The 25,413-nt window shown below is 62.9% G+C and carries 17 protein-coding genes; 8 read left to right on the top strand and 9 right to left on the bottom strand.

Annotated features, from left to right (window positions below; translation table 11 throughout):
- Positions 1–83: 83 nt before the first annotated feature.
- The 5 genes from ACN9M3_RS02865 (at position 84) to ACN9M3_RS02845 (ending at position 11,942) form a co-directional block, all read left to right on the top strand.
- Positions 84–3,614 carry an indolepyruvate ferredoxin oxidoreductase family protein gene (locus ACN9M3_RS02865; protein WP_426320430.1) on the top strand — a complete coding sequence of 1,177 codons (3,531 nt, stop codon included), beginning with the start codon at positions 84–86 and terminating at the stop codon, positions 3,612–3,614.
- 172 nt (positions 3,615–3,786) lie between these two features.
- On the top strand, positions 3,787–7,080 hold the full coding sequence (gene icmF, locus ACN9M3_RS02860; RefSeq protein WP_426167373.1) for a fused isobutyryl-CoA mutase/GTPase IcmF: 3,294 nt from the start codon (positions 3,787–3,789) through the stop codon (positions 7,078–7,080).
- 272 nt (positions 7,081–7,352) lie between these two features.
- A complete protein-coding gene (locus ACN9M3_RS02855; RefSeq protein ID WP_426320428.1) occupies positions 7,353–8,879 on the top strand; it encodes an alkaline phosphatase D family protein in 1,527 nt (508 codons plus the stop codon).
- A 169-nt stretch (positions 8,880–9,048) separates the two neighbouring features.
- Positions 9,049–10,881, top strand: coding sequence for a GtrA family protein (locus ACN9M3_RS02850; RefSeq protein ID WP_426320426.1), 1,833 nt, complete (start codon positions 9,049–9,051; stop codon positions 10,879–10,881).
- Positions 10,854–11,942 carry a glycosyltransferase family 2 protein gene (locus tag ACN9M3_RS02845; protein WP_426167367.1) on the top strand — a complete coding sequence of 363 codons (1,089 nt, stop codon included), beginning with the start codon at positions 10,854–10,856 and terminating at the stop codon, positions 11,940–11,942. The genes ACN9M3_RS02850 and ACN9M3_RS02845 overlap by 28 nt, the downstream gene beginning before the upstream one ends.
- Here ACN9M3_RS02845 and ACN9M3_RS02840 read toward each other — a convergent pair.
- Genes ACN9M3_RS02840 through ACN9M3_RS02820 form a run of 5 tightly spaced genes read right to left on the bottom strand, consistent with a single transcriptional unit; the run spans position 11,854 to position 18,099 of the window.
- Entirely contained in the window at positions 11,854–12,867 is a 1,014-nt protein-coding gene (locus ACN9M3_RS02840) for a substrate-binding domain-containing protein (RefSeq protein ID WP_426167365.1), read from the bottom strand. The genes ACN9M3_RS02845 and ACN9M3_RS02840 overlap by 89 nt on opposite strands.
- Positions 12,864–14,126 (bottom strand): MFS transporter, encoded by a 1,263-nt coding sequence (locus ACN9M3_RS02835; protein WP_426320423.1) that lies wholly within the window; start codon positions 14,124–14,126, stop codon positions 12,864–12,866. The genes ACN9M3_RS02840 and ACN9M3_RS02835 overlap by 4 nt, the downstream gene beginning before the upstream one ends.
- Positions 14,090–14,761, bottom strand: a complete 672-nt coding sequence (pgmB, locus tag ACN9M3_RS02830) for a beta-phosphoglucomutase (RefSeq protein ID WP_426320421.1) — start codon at positions 14,759–14,761, stop codon at positions 14,090–14,092. The genes ACN9M3_RS02835 and pgmB overlap by 37 nt, the downstream gene beginning before the upstream one ends.
- Positions 14,758–17,070 (bottom strand): glycoside hydrolase family 65 protein, encoded by a 2,313-nt coding sequence (locus ACN9M3_RS02825; RefSeq protein ID WP_426320419.1) that lies wholly within the window; start codon positions 17,068–17,070, stop codon positions 14,758–14,760. Before ACN9M3_RS02825 ends, pgmB begins: the two co-directional genes overlap by 4 nt.
- 51 nt (positions 17,071–17,121) lie before the next feature.
- Positions 17,122–18,099 (bottom strand): LacI family DNA-binding transcriptional regulator, encoded by a 978-nt coding sequence (locus tag ACN9M3_RS02820; protein WP_426167357.1) that lies wholly within the window; start codon positions 18,097–18,099, stop codon positions 17,122–17,124.
- 139 nt (positions 18,100–18,238) lie between these two features.
- Between ACN9M3_RS02820 and ACN9M3_RS02815 the strand changes: the two genes are divergently transcribed.
- Both ACN9M3_RS02815 and ACN9M3_RS02810 read left to right on the top strand, forming a co-directional pair.
- Positions 18,239–20,695 carry a TonB-dependent receptor gene (locus ACN9M3_RS02815; RefSeq protein ID WP_426320417.1) on the top strand — a complete coding sequence of 819 codons (2,457 nt, stop codon included), beginning with the start codon at positions 18,239–18,241 and terminating at the stop codon, positions 20,693–20,695.
- Positions 20,696–20,861: 166 nt separating this feature from the next.
- Positions 20,862–21,179: a hypothetical protein gene (locus ACN9M3_RS02810; RefSeq protein WP_426320415.1), complete on the top strand. Its 318-nt coding sequence runs from the start codon at positions 20,862–20,864 to the stop codon at positions 21,177–21,179.
- Positions 21,180–21,221: 42 nt separating this feature from the next.
- Here ACN9M3_RS02810 and ACN9M3_RS02805 read toward each other — a convergent pair whose 3' ends face one another.
- Entirely contained in the window at positions 21,222–22,241 is a 1,020-nt protein-coding gene (locus ACN9M3_RS02805; RefSeq protein WP_426167351.1) for a TonB family protein, read from the bottom strand.
- A gap of 96 nt (positions 22,242–22,337) precedes the next feature.
- A complete protein-coding gene (locus tag ACN9M3_RS02800; RefSeq protein ID WP_426323670.1) occupies positions 22,338–23,333 on the bottom strand; it encodes an MBL fold metallo-hydrolase in 996 nt (331 codons plus the stop codon).
- A gap of 115 nt (positions 23,334–23,448) precedes the next feature.
- On the opposite strand from ACN9M3_RS02800, the gene ACN9M3_RS02795 reads away from it, so the two are divergent.
- On the top strand, positions 23,449–24,060 hold the full coding sequence (locus ACN9M3_RS02795) for a TetR/AcrR family transcriptional regulator (RefSeq protein WP_426320413.1): 612 nt from the start codon (positions 23,449–23,451) through the stop codon (positions 24,058–24,060).
- Here the strand turns inward: ACN9M3_RS02795 and ACN9M3_RS02790 are convergent.
- Both ACN9M3_RS02790 and ACN9M3_RS02785 read right to left on the bottom strand, forming a co-directional pair.
- Positions 24,053–25,141, bottom strand: a complete 1,089-nt coding sequence (locus ACN9M3_RS02790) for a WD40/YVTN/BNR-like repeat-containing protein (protein WP_426167347.1) — start codon at positions 25,139–25,141, stop codon at positions 24,053–24,055. The two genes, ACN9M3_RS02795 and ACN9M3_RS02790, sit on opposite strands and share 8 nt — an antisense overlap.
- A 1-nt stretch (position 25,142) precedes the next feature.
- Complete coding sequence (locus tag ACN9M3_RS02785) at positions 25,143–25,400, bottom strand: MoaD/ThiS family protein (protein ID WP_426167345.1); 258 nt, start codon at positions 25,398–25,400, stop codon at positions 25,143–25,145.
- Between the last annotated feature and the right edge of the window lie 13 nt (positions 25,401–25,413).

The following is a 25,413-nucleotide window of genomic DNA, read 5'->3' as shown; positions in this document are numbered from 1 at the left end:
CGTTGTGACTAGGCAAGGACGCGCTTACCCGGCGCCGACCGATGCCAGGCACGCACCGAATCATGATTTTGGAGACAGCCACCATGCCAGACGGCAGCAACTCGTCCGTACTTCACGACGTCACCCTCGACGACAAATTCACTTCCACTACCGGTAAAGTCTTTCTGTCCGGCATCCAGGCGCTGGTGCGCTTGCCTATGATGCAACAATTGCGCGATGCGCGCGACGGTTTGAACACCGGCGGCTTCATTTCCGGCTACCGCGGCTCCCCGCTGGGCGGCCTGGACGAGACCCTGTGGAAGGCGCAGAAGCACCTGGAAAAGCATAATGTGCAATTCGTTCCGGGCGTGAACGAGGACCTGGCGGCAACCGCTGTCTGGGGTTCGCAGCAGGTTGACCTGATCGGCCCGGCCAAGTACGACGGCGTGTTCGCCATGTGGTACGGCAAAGGCCCGGGGGTGGACCGTTGCGGCGACGTCTTCAAGCACATGAACCATGCCGGCACGTCCAGGAACGGCGGCATCCTGCTGGTGGCCGGCGACGACCACGGCGCTTACTCCTCCACCCTGCCGCACCAGTCGGACCACATTTTCTCCGCCTGCATGATCCCGGTGCTGTATCCATGCAATGTGCAGGAGTACATCGACCTCGGCATCCACGGCTGGGCCATGTCGCGCTTCTCCGGCTGCGCCGTCGCCTTCAAGGCGCTGGCCGACACCGTCGAGTCGAGCGCTTCGATCGACGCCGATCCGTTCCGCGTCGAAGTGAAGCTCCCGCAGGACTTCGTGATGCCGGAAGGCGGCCTGAATGCCCGCCTGTCCTCTATCCCGCTGGGCCAGCAAGCGCGCAACCAGGAAGCGCTGATGCAGGACTACAAGATCTACGCGGCTCTGGCTTACGCCCGCGAGAACAAGCTGAATCACACCACCATCGATTCCAAGGACGCCAAGCTGGGCATCATCGCCTCCGGCAAATCTTACCTGGACGTGCTGGAAGCGCTGGAAGAACTGGGCATCGACGAAGCCATGGCCGCCAAGGTTGGCCTGCGCCTGTTCAAGGTTTCCATGCCGTGGCCGCTGGAACCGGACTCGGTGCGCGAATTCGCGCAGGGCCTGGACGAAATCCTGGTGGTGGAAGAGAAGCGCCAGTTCGTCGAATACCAGCTGAAGGAACAGCTGTACAACTGGCGCGACGACGTGCGCCCGCACATCATCGGCAAGTTCGACGACAAGGGCGAGTGGGTGGCCCCGCGCGGCGAATGGCTGCTGCCGCCGAAGGCTGACTTCTCGGTATCGCAAGTGGCGCGCGTGATCGCCAGCCGCGTGGCCCGCTACATCGCCGACGCCTCGATCCAGGACCAGATCAAGGCCCGCCTGTCCTTCCTGGAAGCGAAAGACGCAGTACTGAAGAAGGCGATCGAGACCCCGTTCCGTCCGGCCTTCTACTGCTCCGGCTGCCCGCACAATACCTCGACCAAGGTGCCTGAAGGTTCCTTCGCGCTGGCCGGCATCGGCTGCCACGTGATGGCGACCTCGATCTACCCCGAGATGAACAAGCTGACCACCCATATGGGCGGTGAAGGCACGCCGTGGATCGGCCAGGCTGCGTTCAGCAAAGTGCCGCACGTGTTCCAGAACCTGGGCGACGGCACCTACTTCCACTCCGGCTACCTGGCGATCCGCGCCGCCGTGGCGGCGAAGGTCAACATCACCTACAAGATCCTGTACAACGACGCCGTGGCAATGACCGGCGGCCAGCCGGTCGACGGCACCGTCTCCGTGCCGATGATCGCGCAGCAGATGGCGGCCGAAGGCATCAAGCGCATCGCCCTGGTGACCGAAGACCTGTCGCGCTACACCGACCGTTCCGCCCTGCCTTCCATCGTTTCCCTGCACGACCGCAAGGAAATGGATGCCGTGCAGCGCGAAATGCGTGAACTGCCAGGCTGCACCGTCATCATTTACGACCAGACTTGCGCCGCCGAGAAGCGTCGCCGCCGCAAGAAGGGCGAGTTCCCCGACCCTGCAAAGCGCATGGTCATCAACGAAGCGGTGTGCGAAGGCTGCGGCGATTGCGGCATCCAGTCCAACTGCGTCTCGATCCTGCCGAAGGAAACCGAATTCGGCCGCAAGCGCACCATCGACCAATCTTCCTGCAACAAGGACTATTCCTGCACCAAGGGCTTCTGCCCATCCTTCGTCACCGTCGAAGGCGGCACGCTGAAGAAGACCAAGATCGGCACCGCCAAGACCGACGACTGGGGCGATGTTCCTGCGCCAGTCCTGCCAAGCATCGAGCAGCCATACAACATCCTGATCAACGGTATCGGCGGCACCGGCGTGATTACCGTCGGCGCCCTGATGGGCATGGCCGCCCACCTGGAAGGCAAAGGCGCTTCCGTGCTGGACATGACCGGCATGTCGCAGAAGAACGGCTCCGTGACTTCCCACGTCAAAGTGGCGAAGACCCCTGCCCACCTGCGCGCGCAGCGTATCGCCACCGGCGAAGCAGACCTGATCCTGGGCTGCGACATGCTGACCTCCGGCGCCTACGACGCCGTGTCGAAGATGCGCCCAGGCCGCACCTTCGCCATCGTCAACCAGCACGAGCAGCCGCCAGGCACCTTCGCGCAGAACGCCGACTGGCAGTACCCGGCCGAAAGCGTGGAAGCGCTGATTACCGAATCGGTCGGCGGCGCGCAGTCCGTGGACTTCATCAACGCCACCAAGCTGGCGACGGCGCTGATGGGCGATTCGATCGCCTCCAACCTGTTCATGATGGGCTACGCCTTCCAGAAAGGCCGCATCCCGCTGAGCGAAGCAGCCCTGCTGCGCGCGATCGAACTGAATGGCGTGGCTGTTGAATCGAACAAACGCTCCTTCCTGTGGGGCCGCCGCGCCGCCGTGGACTTCAAGCGCGTGGAAAAGATCGCGACCCCGACCCAGGCTGTCGTGGTGCAGATGCCACAGTCGCTGGAAAACGTGATCAAGAAGCGCGTTGAATTCCTGACCGGCTACCAGGACGCTGCCTATGCCGCCACCTATGAGGACCTGGTGCAGCAAGTGCGCTCGAAAGAGACCCTGCTGGGCCTGGGCAACAAGCTGTCGACCGCGGTGGCCAAGTCGCTGTTCAAGCTGATGTCCTATAAAGATGAATATGAGGTGGCGCGCCTGTATACCGATGGCCGCTTCGTGGAGCAGTTGAAGACCCAGTTCGAAGGCGATTTCTCGCTGAAGTTCAACCTGGCGCCACCGCTGTTCGCGAAGAAGGATGCCAAGGGCCACCTGGTCAAGGCGGAATATGGTTCGTGGATGTGGAAGGCGTTCCAGCTGCTGGCCAAGTTCAAGGGCCTGCGCGGTGGCGCGTTCGATATCTTCGGCTATACCGAGGAGCGTAAGATGGAACGCGCGCTGATCACGGAATACCGTGCTGTGGTGGCTGAACTGCTGGCGGGGTTGTCGGCTGGCAACCATGAGCAGGCCGTGGCGATTGCCGGGCTGCCGGAGCGTATCCGCGGCTTTGGCCATGTGAAGGAAAAGGCTGTGGCCGAGTACAAGATGGCTAAGGCGAAGATGATGGCTGCGTTCAAGGACGGCGATCGGGCCGCTGCCTGAAAACCGGTAAACCGGTGCCTGACCCGCAGGGTCAGGCACCCCGGCCTGCGACCGCCGCGTAGACGAGGTGTCTGACCCTGCGGGTCAGACACCGGTTTACCGGTTTTGCTTGACTTGACGTTAACGTAAACGTCATATAATCAAAATTCCCCCGTTCCAAGGAACACACAACATGAACGACCTCGCCAACGCCAAGAAACTGTCCGCTGAGCCTGAGCAGGCCAAGACCGCGAACAAAGTCCGCTTTGTCACCGCCGCGTCCCTGTTCGACGGCCACGACGCCTCGATCAACATCATGCGCCGCATCCTGCAATCGCAGGGCGCCGAAGTGATCCACCTGGGCCACAACCGCTCGGTGGACGAAGTGGTCACCGCGGCCCTGACCGAAGACGTGCAAGGCATCGCCATCTCCTCCTACCAGGGCGGCCACGTCGAATACTTCAAGTACATGATCGACCTGCTGCGCCAGCGCGGCGGTTCGCACATCAAGGTGTTCGGCGGCGGCGGCGGCGTGATCGTCCCGAGCGAAATCAAGGACCTGCACGACTACGGCGTGACCCGCATCTTCTCCCCTGAAGACGGCCAGCGCATGGGCCTGGTCGGTATGATCCAGTGGATGGTGCAGCAGTGCGACGTCGACCTGTCCACCTACTCGCCGACCCAGCTGGACGCCATCCGCGACGGCGAGATCGAGCAACGCCATCGCCCGCTGGCCCAGCTGATCACCGCGCTGGAAAACGGCAAGGCCTCCGACAAGCTGCGCGCCGAACTGACCAAGGCCGCCAAGGCCATCACCGCCCCGACCCTGGGCATCACCGGCACCGGCGGCGCAGGCAAATCCTCGCTGACCGATGAACTGATCCGCCGCATCCGCCTGGACCAGGGCGACGCGCTGAACATCGCCGTGATCTCGATCGACCCGTCCCGCCGCAAGTCCGGCGGCGCGCTGCTGGGCGACCGTATCCGCATGAACGCGATCAACCCCTGGAACGGCAAGACCCGCGTCTTCATGCGTTCCCTGGCGACCCGCGAAGCCGGCTCCGAGATTTCCCAGGCCCTGCCTGACGTGATCGCAGCCTGCAAAGTGGCGGGCTTCGACCTGGTGATCGTGGAAACCTCCGGCATCGGCCAGGGCGACGCGGCGATCGTGCCGCACGTCGACGTCTCCATGTACGTGATGACGCCGGAATTCGGCGCCGCGTCCCAGCTGGAAAAGATCGACATGCTGGACTTCGCCGACTTCATCGCGATCAACAAGTTCGACCGCAAGGGTGCGCAGGATGCGCTGCGCGACGTGGCCAAGCAGTACCAGCGCAACCGCGAGATGTGGAGCAAGCGTCCGGAAGAAATGCCGGTGTTCGGTACCCAGGCTTCCCGCTTCAACGACGACGGCGTGACCGCGCTGTACCAGGGCCTGCTGCCGGTACTGGCAGGCAAGGGCCTGAAGACCACCAAGGGCGTGCTGGCCCCGATGGACGTGCGCTTCAGCTCCGGCAAGAACGTGATCGTGCCGCCGGCACGCGCGCGCTACCTGGCCGAGATCTCCGACACCGTGCGCGGCTACCACAAGAAAACGCAAGCACAGGCCAAGCTGGCGCGCGAACGCCAGCAGCTGCAGGAATCGAAGCGCATGATGGCTGTCGCCGGCAAGCCGGTGGCCGACTTCGACGACCTGATCATCGAACGCGATCACGCCATGGATGGCGCAGCCAAGAAGCTGCTGGCCCAGTGGCCGGACATGCAGGCGGCCTACGCCGGCGACGAATACGTCGTGAAGATCCGCGACAAGGAAATCCGCACCGGCCTGGTACAGCACACCCTGTCCGGCACCAAGATCCGCAAGGTCTCGCTGCCGAAGTACGAAGACCACGGCGAGCTGCTGCGCTGGCTGATGCTGGAAAACGTCCCTGGCTCCTACCCGTTCACCGCCGGCGTGTTCGCCTTCAAGCGTGAAGGCGAAGACCCAACCCGCATGTTCGCGGGCGAGGGCGACGCTTTCCGTACCAACCGCCGCTTCAAGCTGGTCTCCACCGGCATGGATGCGAAGCGCCTATCGACCGCCTTCGACTCCGTCACCCTGTACGGCGCCGATCCCGCGATCCGTCCGGACATCTACGGCAAGATCGGCAACTCCGGCGTGTCCATCGCGACCCTGGACGACATGAAGGTGCTGTACGACGGCTTCGACCTGTGCAACCCAAGCACCTCGGTATCGATGACCATCAATGGTCCCGCCCCTGCGATCCTGGCGATGTTCATGAACACCGCCATCGACCAGCAGGTCGAGAAGTTCGTCACCGAGAACAAGCGCCAGCCGTCCGAAGACGAATTCCAGAAGATCAAGGACTGGGTGTTGATGAACGTGCGCGGCACGGTGCAGGCCGACATCCTGAAGGAAGACCAGGGCCAGAACACCTGCATCTTCTCGACCGAGTTCTCGCTGAAGGTGATGGGCGACATCCAGGAGTACTTCGTGCACCACCAGGTGCGCAACTTCTACTCGGTGTCGATCTCCGGCTACCACATCGCGGAAGCGGGCGCGAACCCGATTTCGCAGCTGGCCTTCACGCTGTCCAACGGCTTTACCTTCGTGGAAGCCTACCTGGCGCGTGGCATGCACATCGACGATTTCGCGCCGAACCTGTCGTTCTTCTTCTCCAACGGCATGGATCCCGAATACACCGTGCTGGGCCGCGTGGCGCGCCGCATCTGGGCCGTCACCATGAAAGAGAAATACGGCGCCAACGACCGCTCGCAGAAGCTGAAGTACCACATCCAGACGTCCGGCCGCTCGCTGCACGCCCAGGAAATCGACTTCAACGACATCCGCACCACGCTACAGGCGCTGATCGCGATCTACGACAACTGCAACTCGCTGCACACCAACGCCTACGATGAAGCGATCACCACGCCGACCGACGAATCCGTCCGCCGCGCACTGGCGATCCAGCTGATCATCAACCGCGAATGGGGCTTGGCGAAGAATGAAAACCCGAACCAGGGCGCCTTCATCATCGAAGAGCTGACCGACCTGGTGGAGGAAGCCGTGCTGCAGGAATTCGAACGCATCGCCGAACGCGGCGGCGTTCTTGGCGCCATGGAAACCGGCTACCAGCGCGGCAAGATCCAGGAAGAGTCGCTGCTGTACGAGCACAAGAAGCACGACGGTTCGCTGCCGATCATCGGCGTGAACACCTTCCGCAATCCAAAGGGTTCGGAAGCCCCGGCCACCATCGAACTGGCCCGTTCCACCGACGACGAAAAGCAATCGCAGCTGACCCGCCTGGCTGACTTCCACGCCCGCAATGCGGATGCCGCGCCAGCCGCCCTGGCAGCGCTGCAGAAAGCCGCCATCGACAACGAAAACGTGTTCGCCAAGCTGATGGACGCAGCCCGCGTCTGCTCGCTGGGCCAGATCACGACCGCGCTGTTCGAAGTCGGCGGCCAATACCGCCGCAACATGTAACGGCCTGCGGCCGCAGCGTATTGGGGTCAGACCCTTGGGTCTGACCCCGGCTTACCGGTTCTAGTGGAAGAACAGCCACACCAGCAACAGCACAATCCCCGGCACCCCCAGCAGCCAAGCCAAGAAATACTTCCCCATGACAGCCTCCCTGTGACGTTAAACCATGGTCACAGGCTACGACTCGCACCGCAGGCCGTCAGTTAGCTGGAACACACGAAGCCCGACCGCGATACGTTATCATTTAACGATTTGTTAACGTCACGGGGATTGCAATGGCAGTAGTGTTGGGACCTATCTTGAAGTTCTGCGGCTGCGCCGACGGCATGTGGACAGTCAGCGCGCTGGTCGTGTGGAACGGCGAAGTACCGCCCGCAGTCACGGCAGCCGTGTTGCCAGGTGCCGCAGCAGAAGTCCGCACGCTGGCCGTCGAATCCCGCCGCTTGCGCACCCGCTTGCACAAGCGCGCCGTGCATGCCGTCGAGAGCTGGCAGTTCGCCATCGAGCAGCACGCCACGCGCGAGCAGCAGGTCCAGTACATCGTCGATGGCCAGGCTTTCACCTTCGTCGTGCCGGCACGCGACAGCGCCCCCACCTGCGCCTACACCTCCTGCAACGGCTTCTCCGACTACAAGAAGATGAAGGACATCCCGCAGGACCCGGTATGGAACAAGATGCACGACAACCATGTGCAGCGCCCCTACCACCTGCTGCTGATGGGCGGCGACCAGATCTACAGTGATGCCATGTGGAGCACGACGGCCCTGAACGACTGGGCCGCTGCCCCGAACGACAAGAAGCTCGCCAACAAGCCGGTCACCAAGACGCTGCAAACCGAGATCGACGATTTCTTCTTCGGGAACTACCTGAAGGTCTGGGCATATCCGCACGTGGCGCGCATGTTCGCTAGTGTTCCGACGGTGATGATGTGGGACGACCACGACATCATCGATGGCTGGGGCTCTTACCCTGAGAAGTTCCAGCAATCGCCCGTATTCAAGGCAATCTACGACGTGGCGCGCGACTACTTCCTGCTGTTCCAGCAGCACTGCGCGGCGGAGAATGAGCTTCCGATGCGCCTGCCGCAGCAACCCGGATTTACCAAGGCCGTCCGCTTCGGCGATTATGGCTTGCTGGTGCTCGACTTGCGCAGCGAGCGCACCCCGGACGTGGTCATGGGCCAGCAATCGTGGGATGCCGCCTACGCCTGGCTGGAGGCGCAAGAAGACTGCAAGCATCTGCTGCTCATGTCCAGCATCCCGGTCGTGCACCCAGACTTCAGCACGCTGGAAATGCTGCTGTGCGCCCTGCCCGGCCAGCAGGAGCTGGAGGACGACCTGAAAGACCACTGGTTAAGCCGCACCCACCAATGGGAGCGCCTGCGCCTGATCCATCGCCTGCAGGAATGGTCGCAGCGCACCGGCGGCCGCGTGACCATCCTCTCCGGCGACGTGCACGTGGGCGCCATCGGCGCGATCGAATCAAGCCAGAAGCATTACCGGGGCAAGCCGGTTACCATCCACCAGCTGACCTCCTCCGGCGTGGTGCATCCGCCACCGCCCGCGATGGCGCTGTTCTACCTCGAACATGTCGGCGACAAGGTGGAACAACTGGAAGGCGGCATCACGACCTCGATGTACAAGTTCCCCGGCACTTCGCACCGCTACATCGGCGCGCGCAACTACCTGAGCCTGGAACCGGATCGCGCGGTGGACGGGCGTTCATGCAACCGCCTGTGGGCCAACTGGTACGTGGAGAACGAGGCGCAGCCCTACCGCCAAGCCATCCTGCCGCTGAAATAGGGCGTTGTAGCAAGTTCACAACGGCACGTCCACATTGGAGACGCCGCAACGGACCCCACAATTACACAAAGGACGACACTTTATTTACCACTTGTAAATATATATTTGATAATATTTTACAGGACGCATCCAAACGAATGTAGCATCGATCTACGCACCGGAGGTCGCGATGCCTGCCCCGCCCATTGCTGCCGGACTTGCTGTCTTGTCCCGTCTCCTGTTCTACGTGATGGCATGCGGCGTACTGCTCGCGACTCCCGCAATCGCCTGGGAGCAAGTCGCCGGGCCGCTGGGCAGCGTTGCGCTGCTGGGTTGCCTCGCGATTGGCAGCGCAGCCGGGGCAACCGCATTTTTTTTCCGCGCACACCTCACACATGGCTTGCACACGCTACTTGCAGCCACCGACAAGTTCAGCCCGCGCAGCAGCTTGCTCGCCATCGTGGCATGCGGCATTGTCTTGCGCCTTGCCTGGGCCATGGTCTTCCCCGCAACCACGGTGTCTGATGGAGCGGTTTACCTGAAACTGGGGCAGCAGCTCGCTGCCGGTGAGCCGTATTTCATCGCCAACTCGCATGCATTCTGGCCGCCTGGCTATCCGCTCTTCCTGGCCGCTTGGCTGCACTTGCCGCTGCCGGCCGCCACCATCGTCCTGCTGAGCAACCTGACGCTATACCTGCTTGCCAGCCTGCTCGTGTGGAGATTGGCAAGCTGCGCGGCCGGCCAGCAGGCGGCGCGCCTGGCTGCCTTCCTGCTGGCCGTCTGGCCCAACTACCTGGCCTGCGCGGTGACGGCCGAGAAAGAAAACCTGCTGGTCTTCCTGCTGCCGCTGGTGCTCTTTCTGTACACGCACCGGTCGGCGGGTCCGTTGCCGCGCATCGCGGCAGGCCTGGCACTCGGCTTTTCCGCCCTGGCCCAGCCATCCACCATGTTCTTCCCGGCTGTCCTGCTGTGCTATGAATTGCTGCAGCGCCGCCCATGGCGCGCCGTCCTCGCAGCGCTGGCTACGCTGGTCCTTGGCATGGCGCTTGTGATCGCCCCGTGGAGTGCGCGCAATACGCGAGTGTTCGGTGAATTCCTGCTGATCACGTCGAACGGTGGCGACAACCTGTACCGCGCCAACAATCCACTCGCGACGGGCGGCTATACCAGGCGCGGCGAAGTGGAGCTCGACAATCTCGGCGAACTCGAACGCAACCGCACCGGCCTGCAATTGGCAAAGGAATGGATCAGCAGCCATCCCGCTGCGTTTGTCGGCCTGATACCTGTCAAACAAAAACTGTTTCTCGGCGACGATTCATTCGGGCAGTACGTCACGGTGCGCAGTGGCGGGGGCAGCAGCCGTACCTACCTGGTGGCGAAACTGGCCGCCAATGCTTTCTGGTATGGGTTGTGGGCCTGCTTGCTGGCGCTATCGTTGCGCGGCGCCGGTCCCGGTGACGCCGCTTTGCATTCGACCCTGGTGCTGGGCTATGCCTATTTCTTCGTTCTGCATAGCGTGTTTGAAAGCAGCAGCAAATACCATGTCCCGCCGCTGGCCTTGCTGGCGATCTTCGGCGCCGCCCAACTGGTACGTGCAAGCCAGGCCGGCATCCACCAGTCCGACAGCACGCGCAGCGTGTTGCGCGAGATGTTGATGCTGGCCCGTTACGCCGTCATTGGCGCCGTGGGCACAGGATTGCATTACCTGCTGCTTGTGGGCCTGGTACAGGGCTTCGGGACGAATAGCGGGTTGGCAGCCATGGCCGGCGCCACCGCCGGTGCGCTTTGCAACTATCAACTGAACCGGCGTTTCAACTTCCGTAGCACACGGCCGCATCGCGAAGCCCTGCCGCGCTTCCTGATGATGGCAGCCGTCGGCATTTTCCTGAATGGCTTGATCGTCGGGCTGCTCCATGCGGCAGGCTGGCATTACCTGCTGGCGCAGGTATTCGCCACGGCACTCATCCTCCTGATTAACTACCAAGCGAGCAAATCATGGATATTCCAACCCACCAGGACCTGACCCCACGCCCTGCCGGCATGCCCAGCATTTCCATCGTTGCGCCTGCCTACAACGAAGAGGAAGTGCTTGGGGAATTCCATCGACGCGTAACGGAAGTCATGGTGCAGCTTGGCGCTGATTACGAAATAGTGCTGGTGAACGACGGCAGCCGCGACAAGACGTTGCTGCTGATGCAGCAATTGCGCGAGGCGGATCCGCACGTCGCCATCGTCGACCTGTCGCGCAACTTCGGCAAGGAGATCGCGTTGAGCGCCGGCTTGGACCATACCAATGGCGATGTGGTCGTGGTGCTCGATGCAGACTTGCAGGACCCGCCCGCCCTGATCCCGGACATGCTCGACATCTGGCGCAGGGGCTACGATGTAGTCTACGGCGTACGCACCAGGCGCGATGGCGAAAGCTGGCTGAAACGAGCTACCGCCAAGGCCTTTTACAAGTTGATCCGCCGTCTCAGCCGCGTCGCGATTCCGACCGACACCGGAGACTTCCGCCTCATGTCGCGCCGCGTGGTCCAGGAAATGAAGCGCCTGCGCGAGGTACACCGTTTCATGAAAGGCCTGTTTGCCTGGGTCGGCTTCTCCTCGCATCCGCTGTACTACCGCAGGGCGCCGCGCGCTGCCGGCACGACCAAATGGAACTACTGGAACCTCTGGAATTTCGCGCTGGAAGGAATTACTTCGTTCACAGTAGCGCCGCTCAAGGTGGCCACCTATGTTGGACTGGGTGTCGCAATCATGGCGCTGGCATATGCGGTATTCGTCGTGTGGAAAGCGCTGGCGTTCGGCGATGAAGTCAAAGGCTACCCTTCGCTGATGGCGGTAATGCTGTTCCTGGGCGGCATCCAGCTGGTGGCCATCGGAGTCATCGGCGAATACCTTGGCCGCATCTTTGACGAGGTCAAGGCACGCCCGCTCTACCTGGTCAATCGCTGGCACGCCTCGGGCCTGGTCGGCGACGCCAGCAAAAACACGGTCAAGATCGGCACAGCGGGCCGGCCGTGGCGCCGGCCGTCAACGCCGGCTGCCACAACACCTGCAGCGCGCCGGCTGGCTCGCCATTGACCCGCGCCAACAGCATTTCGGCCATTTTCGCGCCGGCGGCGCGGGCATTGGGCTGGTCGATGGTGGTGACGTCGATATCTGCCAGCGTGTCGGCCATGCTGCCCCAGACGATCAGCGAGATCTCCTGGCCGATCGCGATGCCGGCGTCGAGCAGGGCGCGCACGGCGCCTACACCGGCAAGGTGGTTGTCGACCACGATGGCGCTTGGGCGCGGCGTCGTTGCCAGCAGTGCCTGTACGGCCGCATAACCGGCGCGGCGGTCGATGCAATCATCGACCAGGTGGCGCGGATCGGCGGCCAAGCCGGCGCCGGACAAGGTGGCGAGGAAGCTGGCGCGGCGTTGCGCTGAGAAATTCATCGCCAGCGGTGCGCTGACCATGGCGATGCGCTGGTGACCCAGCGACAGCAAGCGCTCGAGCGCCATGCGGATGCCGGCCTCGTTATCGTAGTCGAACCATGCGTACGGCGCGTCAAGTTGCGTTCGGCCGTGGGCGATGAAGGGGAAGCCGGCCTTGGCGAGAAAGGCGATGCGCTCGTCGTGCACCAGCGTGCGGCTGACCACCAAGCCGTCGAGGCGGCGGCCGCGCACCATTTGCTCGTAGGACGGCATTTCGTTCGCTGGCGACACGGGCGCGATGATGAAGTTCATGCGCTTTTGCTCAAGAGCTTCCGACATCCCGCCCACCACCTCGAGGAACATGGCGTCGCCCAGGTCGGCCGGCAGCAGCGGATAGATTGTGCCAAGCACGTTGCTGCGGCCAACGGCCAGGCTGCGCGCCATCGGATTGGCTTCGTAGCCCGACTCCCGCGCCGCGCGCAGCACGCGCTCGCGCGTCAACTCGCTGACTTCGGGATAGCCGTTCAGCGCGCGGCTGACGGTAGTCTTCGACATGCCGAGTTTGTCGGCGAGGCTCTTCAGGTTCATCGCGAAATTATAGCCGGTGCCTCCAGTCCACCGTCGCTGCCATCGACCGCACGCTTGAAGAAGTACAGCGTGACCAGCACGATCGCAATCGGCACCAGCGTCAGGTAGAACGCGAAATGGCCGCTGAAGGCGCCGAACACATAGCCGGTGATCAGCGAGCCGGTGGTGCCGCCCAGCGCAGAGAATATCACCAGCAGGCCGGTCATCGCAGAATGCTGGTGCTTGGGCAGGGAGCTCAGCATCACGGAATTGATGCCCGGGTAGACCGGCGCCATGAAAAGACCAATCAGGGGGAACAGGAAGGCCGCAAGCGGCGCATCGCCCCATCCTGCGCCCTGCGCAACGACCACGTCGTGCGTCATCGGCAGCGCAATCAAGACCACCGCGCCCATGCCGAGCAGGCAGGCGTTCATCACCGGGTACCAGTGCATGCGGCGCATCAGGACGCCAGCCGACAGGCGCCCTGCGGCCAGGCAGGCGGCGAAGATGCTTGTGACCTGCACACTCATCGCAGCCGGGAGATGCAGGATCTCGTTGTTGAAGGTCGGCAGCCAGGTGCCCACGCTCTGCTCGATCAGCACGTACAGGAAGGCCGTCAGCACGAAAACGCACACCAACGGCTTGAAGAACAGCTTGAGCATCGCCGCAAATTCCTGCGGCAGGCTGCGCGCTTCCGGTGGCGCGGCCAGCCTCTCGTCGAAAGGTGTCGCCAGCAGCAGCACGAAGGTGAGCACGCACAGGGCGGCCAGCACCCAATACACATGCAGCCAGCTTTGCGAGCGCGGGTCGTCCGAGTCGATGAAAAAGCTGAACACCCAGTAAGCGCACAGCACCCCGACCATGAAGAAGCCTTCCAGCGTATTCATGATGCCCGCATGCTGGCGGCGGTCGGCGGCTACCAGGCCGAGGGTGGAGTAGACCGACACTTTCACCAGCGCGAAGGATATGCCGACGCACAGGAACAGCATTTTGGTAGTGAGGAAGGAAGGCAACAGCGGCATGGACAGGCAAGCTCCCGTGACGATGGCAAGCCCGGCCAGCATGGCCTTCTTGTACCCGATGCGCGGCAGGAAGCTCGCCACCAGGAAGGACACCACGGCGATTGGCAAGTCCTTGAAGCCTTCCAGCACGCTGGCGGCGGACTTGCTGACGCCGTAGTTGCCGATGACCTGCAGGATCACCGTGCCAACACTGTTCAACAGTATGGCGAACGTGAAATAGATCAGGAACAGGACCCAGGTGATGCGCCGGTTTTGCATAGTGTCTCCATGATATTCTTGAATTGTCCCAGTCCCGGGATCACGGTGTCCGCCTGCCACAGCGTGGCCGCCTGGCCAACGCCAATGGCGAACATGCCGGCCGCCTTGATCGCGGTCACGCCGGCAACGGCGTCCTCCACGCCAACGCAATCGGCCGGGTCTACGCCCAGTTCCGACGCGGCGCGCAGGAAGATTTCGGGATCGGGTTTGCCGCGCGCGATCGTCGCCGCGTCTACGACATAGTCGAATTTCTCGGTGATGCCGAGGCTTTCCAGCACCGTGAAGGCGTTCTTGCTGACCGACGCAAGGCCCACCTTCAAGCCTTGCGCGCGGCACCAGTCCAGCGCATCCACCGCGCCGGGCAACAGGTCGGCGGGCGACATTTCCGCGATCAGCGTCCTGTAATGCTCGTTCTTGGTGTCGGCCAGCGCCAGTTTCTCCGCGTCGCTGTAGCTGCGGGGCGCGCCAGCCAGTATCAGCTCGAGCGAACCCATGCGGTCGATGCCCTTCAGGTTCTCGTTGAAGGCTTCGTCGAAATGCACGTCCTGCGACTGCGCAAGTCTTTGCCAGGCGAGGAAGTGATAGTGGGCGGTATCGGTGATCACGCCATCGAGGTCGAAGATAACGGCTTTCATGCAAGCTCCTGTACCGGCGCAGCCGGTGTAACGGTAACGGGCGCGCCGCGGTGCTGGAAAACCAGCGACTCGCCGCGCAACAGCGTGTATTGCGTGCCGCTCGGGCTGACGCGCACTTGCAGCAAGCTGCCGTGCAGGTGGATGCGGAACTGGTAATGCTGCCACTGTTTGGGCAATGTCGGCGCAAAGCGCACCTTGCCGTCCACCACGCGCATGCCGCCGAAGCCGTAAGCCACGCCCAGCCAGGTTCCGGCCATGGCGGCCGTGTGCACGCCGTAGTGCGTATTGCCATGGGTGTTATCCAGGTCGAGCCGGGCGGTTTCCATGAAGTAGTCGTAGGCCTTGCCTTCGTAGCCCACTTCGGAGGCGATGATGCTGAAAATGCAGGACGACAGCGAGGAATCGTGCGTCGTCACCGCTTCGTAGTAATCGAAGTCGCGCTTCTTGTCTTCCAGCGTGAATTGTTCGCTGAGCAGCAGCAGCGCCAGCACCACGTCGGCCTGCTTGCAGACCTGGTGGCGGTAGATCACCATCGGGTGGTAATGGAGCAGCAGGGGATATTTTTCGGCTGGCGTACCGGCGAAGTCCCACACCTTCTTGTCGAGGAAACTGTCATCCTGCGGGTGGATGCCAAGGGCCGCGTCATAGGGCAGCAGCATCGCAGCGGCAGCGCTGCGGAATGCTTCAAGCTCGCCGTCATCCAGCGCAACGGCGGCGGCAATGCGCGCCCAGTCCTGCGGGTATTCGCGTGCGATGCGCCCGGCCGCCGAGGCGGCAAATTGCAGATGCAGCTTCGCCATCGCGTTGGTGTAGTAGTTATTGTTCACCAGCGCCGTGTATTCGTCGGGCCCGGTCACTTCGTTGATCACGAAGGCGCCGCCACGGTTATAGCTGCCGATGCCGAGCCAGATGCGCGCGGTTTCAAGCAGGATCTCGGCGCCGTATTGCAGCAGGTAGGCATCGTCGCCGGTGGCATCCATGTACTGCTTGATGGAGTAGGCAACGTCGGCGTTGATGTGGTACTGCGCTGTGCCGGCCGGGAAGTAAGCGGAGCATTCCTCGCCAGCGATGGTGCGCCACGGGTACAACGCACCCTTGGCGTGCGACATCTGGCGCGCACGTTCGCGTGCGGCGGGCAAGCCGGCGTAGCGGTACTCCAGCAGCTTGCGCGCGATCTCCGGCTTGTTGTACAGGAAGAAGGGGAAGATGTAGATCTCCGTGTCCCAGAAATAGTGGCCTTCGTAGCCCTCGCCGGTCACGCCCTTGGCGGAGATATTGGTCTTGCCGTCGCGGCCCACCGATTGCAGCAAGTGGAACTGGTTGAAACGGATGCCTTGCTGGAGCGCGTCGTCGCCCGCCACTTCCACGTCCGCCTGCGCCCAGAACTCGGCCAGGTAGGCTTCCTGCTGCGCGGCGAGCTTGTCGAAGCCCAGGCCACGCGCCGCTTCCAGTTCGGCGCGCGCACGTGCCAGCAATTCGTCTGCCGCGTAATCGCGCGAACTGACATAGCAGCCGTACTTCACCAGCCGCACGGCCTGGCCGTCGTGCGCATCGACGGTGTACGACTGCACAAGGCGCGAACCCTCGGCGCGCTGCGCGAACGAATGCGGCGCATCGAGCACCTGCGCGGCGGCCGACACCAGCGTGAAACCGCTGTTGTGGGTGCGCTGCTGCAGGGCCGCGAAGTGCGGCGCCAGCTCGGTGCCGGCCAGCGCCAGCGCCGGACCGGTCGTGGCGGAGCCTACCCGCGGATCGTCGCCAGCCTCCAGGTTGCGCACCACGCCGTCGATCGTGCATTCGAGCCGCACGGCGCCGTCGAAACCAAGCGGCGTCACCGTGAATTCGATGGCGAACAGGTGCTTGCTGGCGAAGCTGACCAGGCGGCGGCTGCGCAGCTGCACGCGGCGGCCGGAAGGCGCCTGCCAGAGCACATCGCGCTCCAGCAAGCCGGTGCGGAAGTCGAGGCGGCGCTCATAGCTTTCGACACTGCCCTGCAGCAGGTCGAAACGCTCCTCGCCGAGCCACAGCGCAATGCCCTTGGCGTTTGGCACGTTCAGCATGAACTGGTTGTTGCGCGCCAGGCCATAGGCATTTTCGGGGTAGTGGATCGGTTCCGATTCATAGAAACCGTTCAGGTAGCTGCCGTCCAGCGAAGTGCCGGCCGGGCCCGCATAGCCTTCTTCCGGCGTGCCGCGCAGGCCGATGTAGCCGTTGCCTAGCGCGAACAGGGTCTCATCCAGGAAATTCGACGCCGCATCGAAGGACGTTTCGCGGATGCACCAGGCATCGAGGGGGAAAGTGTGCTGCATCTTCATCCTTCTGTTTCGTTCAAACCGGTTTGGAAACGGTATAAAAAATTTTTACGTGGCGCGGACGATCAGCGCGGTCGGCAGGGTTTCGGAAGCCACGGGACGCCCCTCCAGCAGGTCCAGCATCTTCTTCGCCAACAGCACGCCGCCATCGCGCAGGTACTGGTGCACGCTGGACAGCGGCGGCACGAAGCTCACTGCGCCCGGCGTATCGTCATAGCCGATGACCGATACCTGCTCCGGCACGCGCACTTCGCGCTCGGCCAGTGCACGGATCGCGCCCATCGCCAGCAAGTCGCTGGCGGCAAACACGCCGTCGAACGACAAGCCCTTCTTCTTCAGCAGGGAGTCCAGGCAATCAAAGCCGGCTTCGAAGGTAAACGCCTTCGGCCGCATGATGTGCACGCTACCCTGCCCTCCCAGCGCGTCAATAAAGCCCGCGCAGCGTTCCTGCACCTCGGCGTGGTCCACGTCGCCAAGGAACAACACCTTCTTGCGCCCCAGTTCGATGAAGCGCTGGGCGACACTGATGCCGCCCTTGCGGTTGTCGCTGCCGACCACCACGGTATCGGAGCCCGCCCCTGGCGCGCCCCACACCACCAGCGGCTGGCTGCGCTTTTTGAGCGCGGTCACCGCTTCGCCATGCGAACCCTGGCCCAGCAGGATCAAGCCGTCGGCGCCTTGCACCGGGGCGGTATCCAGCAGCTGGCGCGAGGTCAGCACCACGCTGTAGCCGGCTGTCGTCAGCTCCTGCGTGATCCCGCCCAGCAATTCCAGCGGGTAAGGGTCGGACATGGGCCGGCCCTTCTCGGGTGTCATTTCCACCACCACTGCCACCGAGTATGAACGCCCCATGCGCAGGTTGCGTGCGCTCACGTTCAGGCGGTAGCCCTGGGCTTCCGCGATCTGGCGCACTTTCTCCCGCGTTTCTTCCGTCACAAGGGGACTGCCACGCAGGGCGCGCGACACGGTAATTTTTGAAACCCCTGCCAGCTTGGCGAGGTCTTCCATAGTTTTATTGACAGCCATGCGGGGCATTATGACAGATTTCCAAACCCTGCAACAACAAAATGACATCGATAACATTTCGATTGACATCGATATCATTTCTTGATTCAATGGTCAGGCCTTGGAAGCCGAATCACATAAAACGAAAGAAGAGACACGTATGAAAAACCATCGGAAGTTCCTGTTGTCGTCCATTTCCATCGCTGTACTGACCTTGATCGGCCAGGCCCAGGCCGCGGAACAGGAAGGCCAGCCAGCCGCGGCGGAAGCCGCGCCAGCCCCGGCTGCGGCAGACGCCGCCGTCCAGAAAGAAATCCAGCAAGTGGTCGTGACCGGCGTGGCGTCGGCCCGCGGCGTGCGCAAGCTGGACTCGGCCTTCTCCATCACCACCGCCTCGGAAGAACAGCTCAAGCAAGCGGCTCCGATCAGCACTGCCGACGTCATGAAGCTGGTGCCGGGCGCGTTTGCCGAATCGACCGGCGGCCAGTCCGGCGCCAACATCCAGGTGCGCGGCTTCCCCTCCGGCTCCGATTCGCCTTTCGTCTCGGTGCAAATGCAGGGCAATCCGCTGTATCCGGTGTCTACCCTGTCCTTCTTCGAGGGCTCCTCGGCCTTCCGCCTGGACGACACCATCGAACGCGTGGAAGTGCTGCGCGGCGGCCCGAGCACCATCTTCTCCAGCGGCCAGCCGGGCGCCACCATGAACTTCATCCTGAAAAAGGGCGGCGACACACCGGAAGGCTCGGTGCGCTTCACCACCGGCACCGGCGAGCTGCGCCGCATTGACGTCTTCTACGGCGGCAAGATCTCCGATGGCTGGTACGGCACCATCGGCGGCTTCTACCGCAACACCCACGGCGTGCGCGATTCCGGCTTCCCGTCCGATGACGGCGGCCAGGTTACCGCCACCCTGACCCGCAAGCTGGACCAGGGCGAAGCGACCTTCTACGTGCGCCGCACCGACGACAAGAATGCCTTCTATACCGGCGTGCCGCTGATTTCCAGCGATGAAGGCCGCACCATCACCGAATTCCCCGGTTTCGATCCGCTCAAAGGCACCTTGATGAGCAACGAAATGCGCCGTTTCACCGTGGAAGCCGCGCCGGGCAAGACCTTGAATTACGACCTGGGCGACGGCCGCGGCCTGAAATCCACCGTGCTGGGCATGGAGTTCGAGCAGGACTTCAATGGCTGGAACGTCTCCAACAAGTTCAACCACTTCGACGGCGACCTGAACACCATTGCCATGTTCACCGGTAACAACCCCTTGTCGATGTCGGCTTACAACACGGCGGCCCTGGCCGCGAATGGCGGCGCCACCGCCACGGCTACCTACCTCGATGGCACGCCTGTCGCGGCCAACCAGCAAGTGGTGCAGGCCGGCCTGTGGGCAGTCGAAAAGAAGTTGAAATCCTTCACTGACGAAATCCGCGTCAGCAAGGAATGGATCAAGGACAACACCCTGACCGTGGGCGGCTACTTTGCCAACTACTCGTCGGACGACGTGTGGTACCTGGGCAGCAGCCACCTGATGACGGCCGTGCCGAATGCGCGCCTGATCAACGTCAAGCTGGACAACGGCGTCATCGTGTCCAACAACGGCAAGGATGGCAGCGTGTTCTACGCCCCGGTCGCTTCCTATGACGGCAGCAATACCGCGCTGTTCATCGCCAACGAGTGGAAGGTCAACGACAAGATCAAGATCGACGGCGGCGTGCGCCGCGAGCGCCAGAAGCTTGACGCAACGATCTCCAACCTGGCCACGGGCGACACCGACAACAACCCGCTGACCGTCTACAACAACAATACCTCGATGCCGACCGGCTCCAACACGGCGCTGAACCGCACCGACTCCGCCAACAGCTTCACCGTCGGCGGCAACTACAAGCTGGCCAAGGACATGAGCGTGTTCGCCCGCGCCAATATGGGCCACACCTTCATCGCCTTCGACGACTTGCGCAATGCCGGCACCCAGGCCAAGGTCGACGACCGCAGCTTCCTGCCGACGCCGAAGATCAAGCAATACGAGGTAGGCTTCAAGACTGCGGGCCAGCTGTACAGCGCCTACATCAATTACTTCCACACCGATTTCGAAGGCATCGCCTTCCAGCAGATCCTGTCCAATGGCACCATCCTGAATTCGGTGTCCGGTTCCAAGGGCGACGGCGTGGAAGTGGAGCTGGCGGTACGCCCGATCCGCGACCTGTCGCTGAGCCTGTCCGGCAACTGGCAGGATTCGAAGTACAAGGACAACCCGCTGACCGAAGGCAAGCTGGTGCAGCGCCAGCCGAAGCTGCAATACCGCTTCACGCCTACCTACCGCATCGCGATGGGAGAGAACAATTCGCTCAAGCTGTACGGCACGTACACCTATGTCGGCGACCGTTGGGCCGACCAGTCCAACCTGCAATACCTGCCTTCGTACAAGACGGTAGACCTGGGCGCACTGTTCACCATCGGCGACAAGATCGAAATCCGCCTGAGCGGCAATAACATCACCAACGAACTTGGCCTGACCGAAGGCAACTCGCGCCTGACCACGGGCGGCAGCGGCCCGATCAATGCCCGCCCACTGTTCGGCCGCAGCTGGGAGCTGTCGTTGGCCTACCGTTTCTGATGCCGTAACCCCCCTTAGTCCCAGTTCCCCTCCGGGCGTCGCAGGATTTTCCAAGGCTGCGGCGCCCTTTTTTTCCCTTGCAAAGCGAGCTCTAGTATTCGCCCACCTTTTCGCCTAAGCTGACCAAGATGCCTGAATGAAAGGTCTCTATCAAGGTAGACTTGTGGTGTCCCTGAACTCCATCAACGCTCTGCAGACAGCCTTGGCCTTTGCCGAACGCAAGGTCCAGTTCGATCGCGACCAGGTGGCCCGGGACCAGGACCGCCTGGACGCCAGCCGCTCCCAGCTGCAACTCGACACCCAATCCCTCTCCAGGGCACAACAGGACAGCTCACGCGCCCAAGCCGAGCCAGCGCCAACGCTGCGAGCGCCTCGCCTTGATTACGCCATCGGGCAACGCATCCCAGCCGGCGTGCTGCCCACGCCCCCGACCGTCAATACCCTCGGCCAGGCGATCGGCAAGCTGATCAATGTTCAAGCGTGAGCATGCCCGGGCGCAGCCTCGCCCTGGCGTGCAACAAGCTGATCAATTTTTTTGGGCCTGCGGCTGCAGGCGAGCCAGTGCAGTGACTGCCGGCCGGTAGCCCCCCGCCGCTGAGCGCCGGTACAACTCCAGGGCGCGAGCGTTGTCCTGGGGCAGTAGCTCGCCCTTTTCCAGCGCCTCGCCCAAGGTAAACTGCGCCATGCGGTCCTGTTTATCGGCTGCTTCCTCAATCAGCTTCAGGCCCTGCTGCGGCTCACCGCCTTCACGCAGCAGCCATGTCCCCAGCACGGCCATGGCCATGGCGTTGCCCTGGGCGCCGGATTTTTCCAGCAGTTCGCGCCCGCGCGCCAGGTCTTGCTCCCTGCCCCGCCCGATCAGCAGCGACATGCCCAAGGTCATTTGCGCGCTGGCGCGGCCCTGGGCAGCAGCTTTCTCGATCCAGGCCCAGCCTTCGTCGGGAAGCCGTTCTGTTTGCTTCCCCATCATCAGCACATTGCCCAAGCCCTCTTGGGCGAGGGAAAAACCGTGTTCGGCGGACTGGCGCAGCCAGCGCATGGCTTCGTCTTTATTGCGTTCGGTAGCCTGGCCAGTTGCATAGGCCACACTCAGGCGGTACATGGCTTCAGCGTCGCCTTGCAGCGCCAAGGCTTTGTCCTTTTCGAAGATGGCTTGCAGTTGTGCGGGCGTCTTTTTGGGCTCGATGGTCCAGACATACTGCATCTTGGTCCAGGTCGGTTCAGTGCGGCCTACGCTCTCAGGCGGCGTGAATGCGCACTTGGCCAGCCCATCCTGCGCCGCCAGGTCCAGCTGGACATGGCCACTCGACTTTTCAACGCGCGATTCCAGCACCTTGCCGTCCAGGCCAATCAGGAAGGCCAGGATGACCGTCCCGCCTTGCTCCTTGCGCAGTGCTTCCTTCGGCCATTCGGGTTTGGCGCAAGTCTTCAGGTCAGCGGAGATCTGCTTCGTGACGCTCCGGTCGATACGTCCGACCCCTTCCGCCTGGGCAGGAAGAATAGCCAGACTGGCCAGCAGGGCTGGCAAGACTTTCAGTAAGGTCATGGTGGTCACTTGTCATGAGGTTAACATTTTCCTCACTGTAACACGACTCCGCTTGCTGCGGAATGGGCCACATTCTCAAAAACTGCTGGTAGGGTTTCATGGCATCCTCCACCAGGCGCCGGTGGCCTGCGGTTGGGCGATAGCGAGGGCTTCGCCGATCATCGGCGTCGCCAGGGTTTGGCCGCGGGCGGCGGCCAGGGCCGTGATCTGTTCGAACGGGTCGTCCCAGCTATGCATGGCCAGGTCGAAGGTGCCGTTGTGGATCGGCAGCATGACCTTGCCGCGCAGGTCGATGTGGGCCTGCATGGTTTCCTTCGGCTGCATGTGGATGTCCGGCCAGTTCGGGTCGTAGGCGCCGGTTTCCATCAGCGTCAGGTCGAAGGGGCCAAAGCGCTCGCCAATCTCGCGGAAGCCCTTGAAGTAGCCGGTATCGCCACTGAAAAACACTTTCAGGCTGCCGCTCTCGATCACCCACGAGGCCCACAGGGTCTTGTTGCTGTCCCACAGCGTGCGTCCGGAAAAATGCTGGGCCGGGGTGGCGGTGAGCTTCAGGCTGCCGGCCGTGGCCGACTGCCACCAGCCCAGTTGCTGCACCTTGGCCGCAGGAACACCCCAGGACACCAGGGTGTCGCCCACACCCAACGGCGCCAGGAAGTATTCGGTCTTCACTTCGAGTTCGCGAATGGCGGCGTAATCGAGGTGGTCGTAATGGTTGTGCGACAGGATTACGCCCTTGATCGGCGGCAGTTCGGCAATGCTGATCGGCGGCGCGTGGAAGCGGGCCGGACCAGCCCACTGCACCGGCGAGGCGCGCTTGGAAAACACCGGATCGGTCAGCCAGAACTCGCCGTTGAGCTTCAACAGGATGCTCGAATGCCCCAGGCGGAACAGGCTGTTGTCAGGCGCCGCCAGCAGCTGCTCGCTAGTGAGTGCTTGCACTGGCAAGGCTTGCGCCGGCACGGTATCGGCCGGTTTGTTGAAGGTGAAGTCCCACAGCACCTTGAGCATTTTCAGGAAACCCGGCTGCTGGCGCGGCGCGTCATTGCGGTATGCAGGGCGAGAATCAGCGGCGTTGAATGCAAGGCAAGTCATGATGAAGATCGCTCCAATCAGCAGGGTTCGTTTCATGTTCAGTTCAGAAAATTTACACTACACAGTGTAGTTTCTGTTTTGGGAAAAGTAAACTACCCGGTGTAAAATATTCTTTATGAACCAACCCGACAAACTCACCGACCGCAAGCGCGCCGCCATCATCACGGCCGCCATCGCCGAATTCCGTGCGCGCGGTTTCGAAGCCACCAGCATGGACCGCATCGCGGCCGAGGCCGGCGTTTCCAAACGCACCGTCTACAACCACTTCGCCAGCAAGGACGAGCTGTTCGAGCAGATCCTGCAGGAACTGTGGGATTGCAGTGCCGCCCTGAATGCCATCGGCTACCAGCAAGGCAAGCCGCTCAAGCCGCAATTGCTCGAACTGATGCGCCAGAAAATGGCCATGCTGCGCGACGACTACTTCCTCGACCTGGTGCGCGTGGCCATTGCGGAAGCCATCCACGCGCCGCAGCGCGCCGGCGACATGATGACCAAACTGGGCAAGAAGGAAGAAGGCGTGGCCAGCTTCCTGCGCGCGGCGCAGGAAGACAAGGTGCTGAAGGCGGGCGATCCGGCCTTCATGTCGCACATGCTGCAAGGCCAGTTGAAGTCGTTCGCCCTCTGGCCGCAAGTGGCGATGGGCAAGGCGCCGCTGACGCCGCAGGAACAGGAGGCGGTCATCACCGCCACCGTCGAAATGTTCCTGTCCTATTACGGCCTTAGTTGAAGCGTACCGCGTACACCGGCGGCAGCGTGGTGGAAATGGTTTGCCAGTGCTCGCCGCCGTTGGTCGACAGCCAAGCCCCGCCGGTGGTCGAGGCCATCAGCAAGGTCTTGCCATCGTCGGCCACCGCCAGCCCGTGGCGGTACACCAGGTCATAGCAATGTTCCTGCGGCAGCCCGCTGCGCAGGGTGCTGAAACTGGCGCCGCCGTCGGCAGTGCGGTTGACCGCCAGCGCCGCTTCCACCGGCACCCGCTGCTGGTCGGCCACGGCCGGCACGAACCAGGCGGTCCTGCCGTCGCGCGGATGCACCGCCACCGCAAAGCCGAAGCTCGACAGCGGCGCCGTAACTTCTTCCCAGCTCTCCGCGTTATTGCGCGACTGCCAGATGCCGTTATGGTGCTGGCACCACAGCACGTCCGGCTCGGCTGTACAGCGCACGATGCGATGCGGGTCCTGCACCGCGCCGGCATCCTGCATCTCGGGCGGCATGTAGCGCGCAGCCATGCCCTGGGTGCGCAGCTGCCAGCTCGCGCCGCCGTCGCGCGTCAGCCAGGCGCCGCCGCACGATACGCCGACCAGCACTGCATTGCTGTCGCGCGGGTCGACGCAAATGCTGTGGATGCCCGGCACGTCGTAGCCGCCGCCAAACCATTGCGCGCGCTCCGGCACTTGCCACAGCGCTTCCACCAGTTGCCAGCTTTCGCCGCGGTCGCCGGAACGGAACAGGCCGCCGGGCAAGGTGCCGGCCCACAGCACCCCGGGCTGGTCCGGGCCGCCTGCTTCGAGCGACCAGATCTGCTTCAGGGTCCAGTCGACCTTGTCGCTACTGTCCTGCGGCTTGGGCGGATAGGCCGGCACTGCGATTTCCTGCCACTGCGCGCTGCCGGCATCGCGCCGGTGAAGCTTGGCGCCGAAGTGCCCCAGGTTCAGGCAAGCATACGTGGCGCCATCGCGCGCGTCGTACAGCACCATCGATACCGGGTCGCCGAAGAAGGACTTGTCTTCCTCCAGCGCCCATGCGCCATTGCGGTAAGCCAGCTCGAACAAGCCCTTGCGGCTTGCAATAAAAGCGCGGTCTGCCATGTCATCCTCCCGATAGGGCTTGCAGCACGTAGATCCTGGAATCACTGCGCAGCGGCTCGTCGAGCTCACTGCGCTTGCCGTCGATGAACACCACGACGTTGGCACGCAGGCGGCCCTGTTCGTCCAAGACGTAGGCCCCCAGGCGCGGATTTGCGGCAAAGGCCCCGTCCAGCGCTGCGCGCAACGTGCCCGCCTGGGTTTCCAACGTCGGAACCGGCAGGAAGCGCGCCAACTGCTGGGTAAAGATGATCTGGGCCATGGGAAAGCTATTC

The organism is Pseudoduganella sp. R-43, assembly GCF_049913255.1.
In the GTDB taxonomy this organism is placed as follows: domain Bacteria; phylum Pseudomonadota; class Gammaproteobacteria; order Burkholderiales; family Burkholderiaceae_D; genus Rugamonas.
Note: the sequence above shows the minus strand (reverse complement) of the source record. Positions and strands in the feature narration are given on the sequence as shown.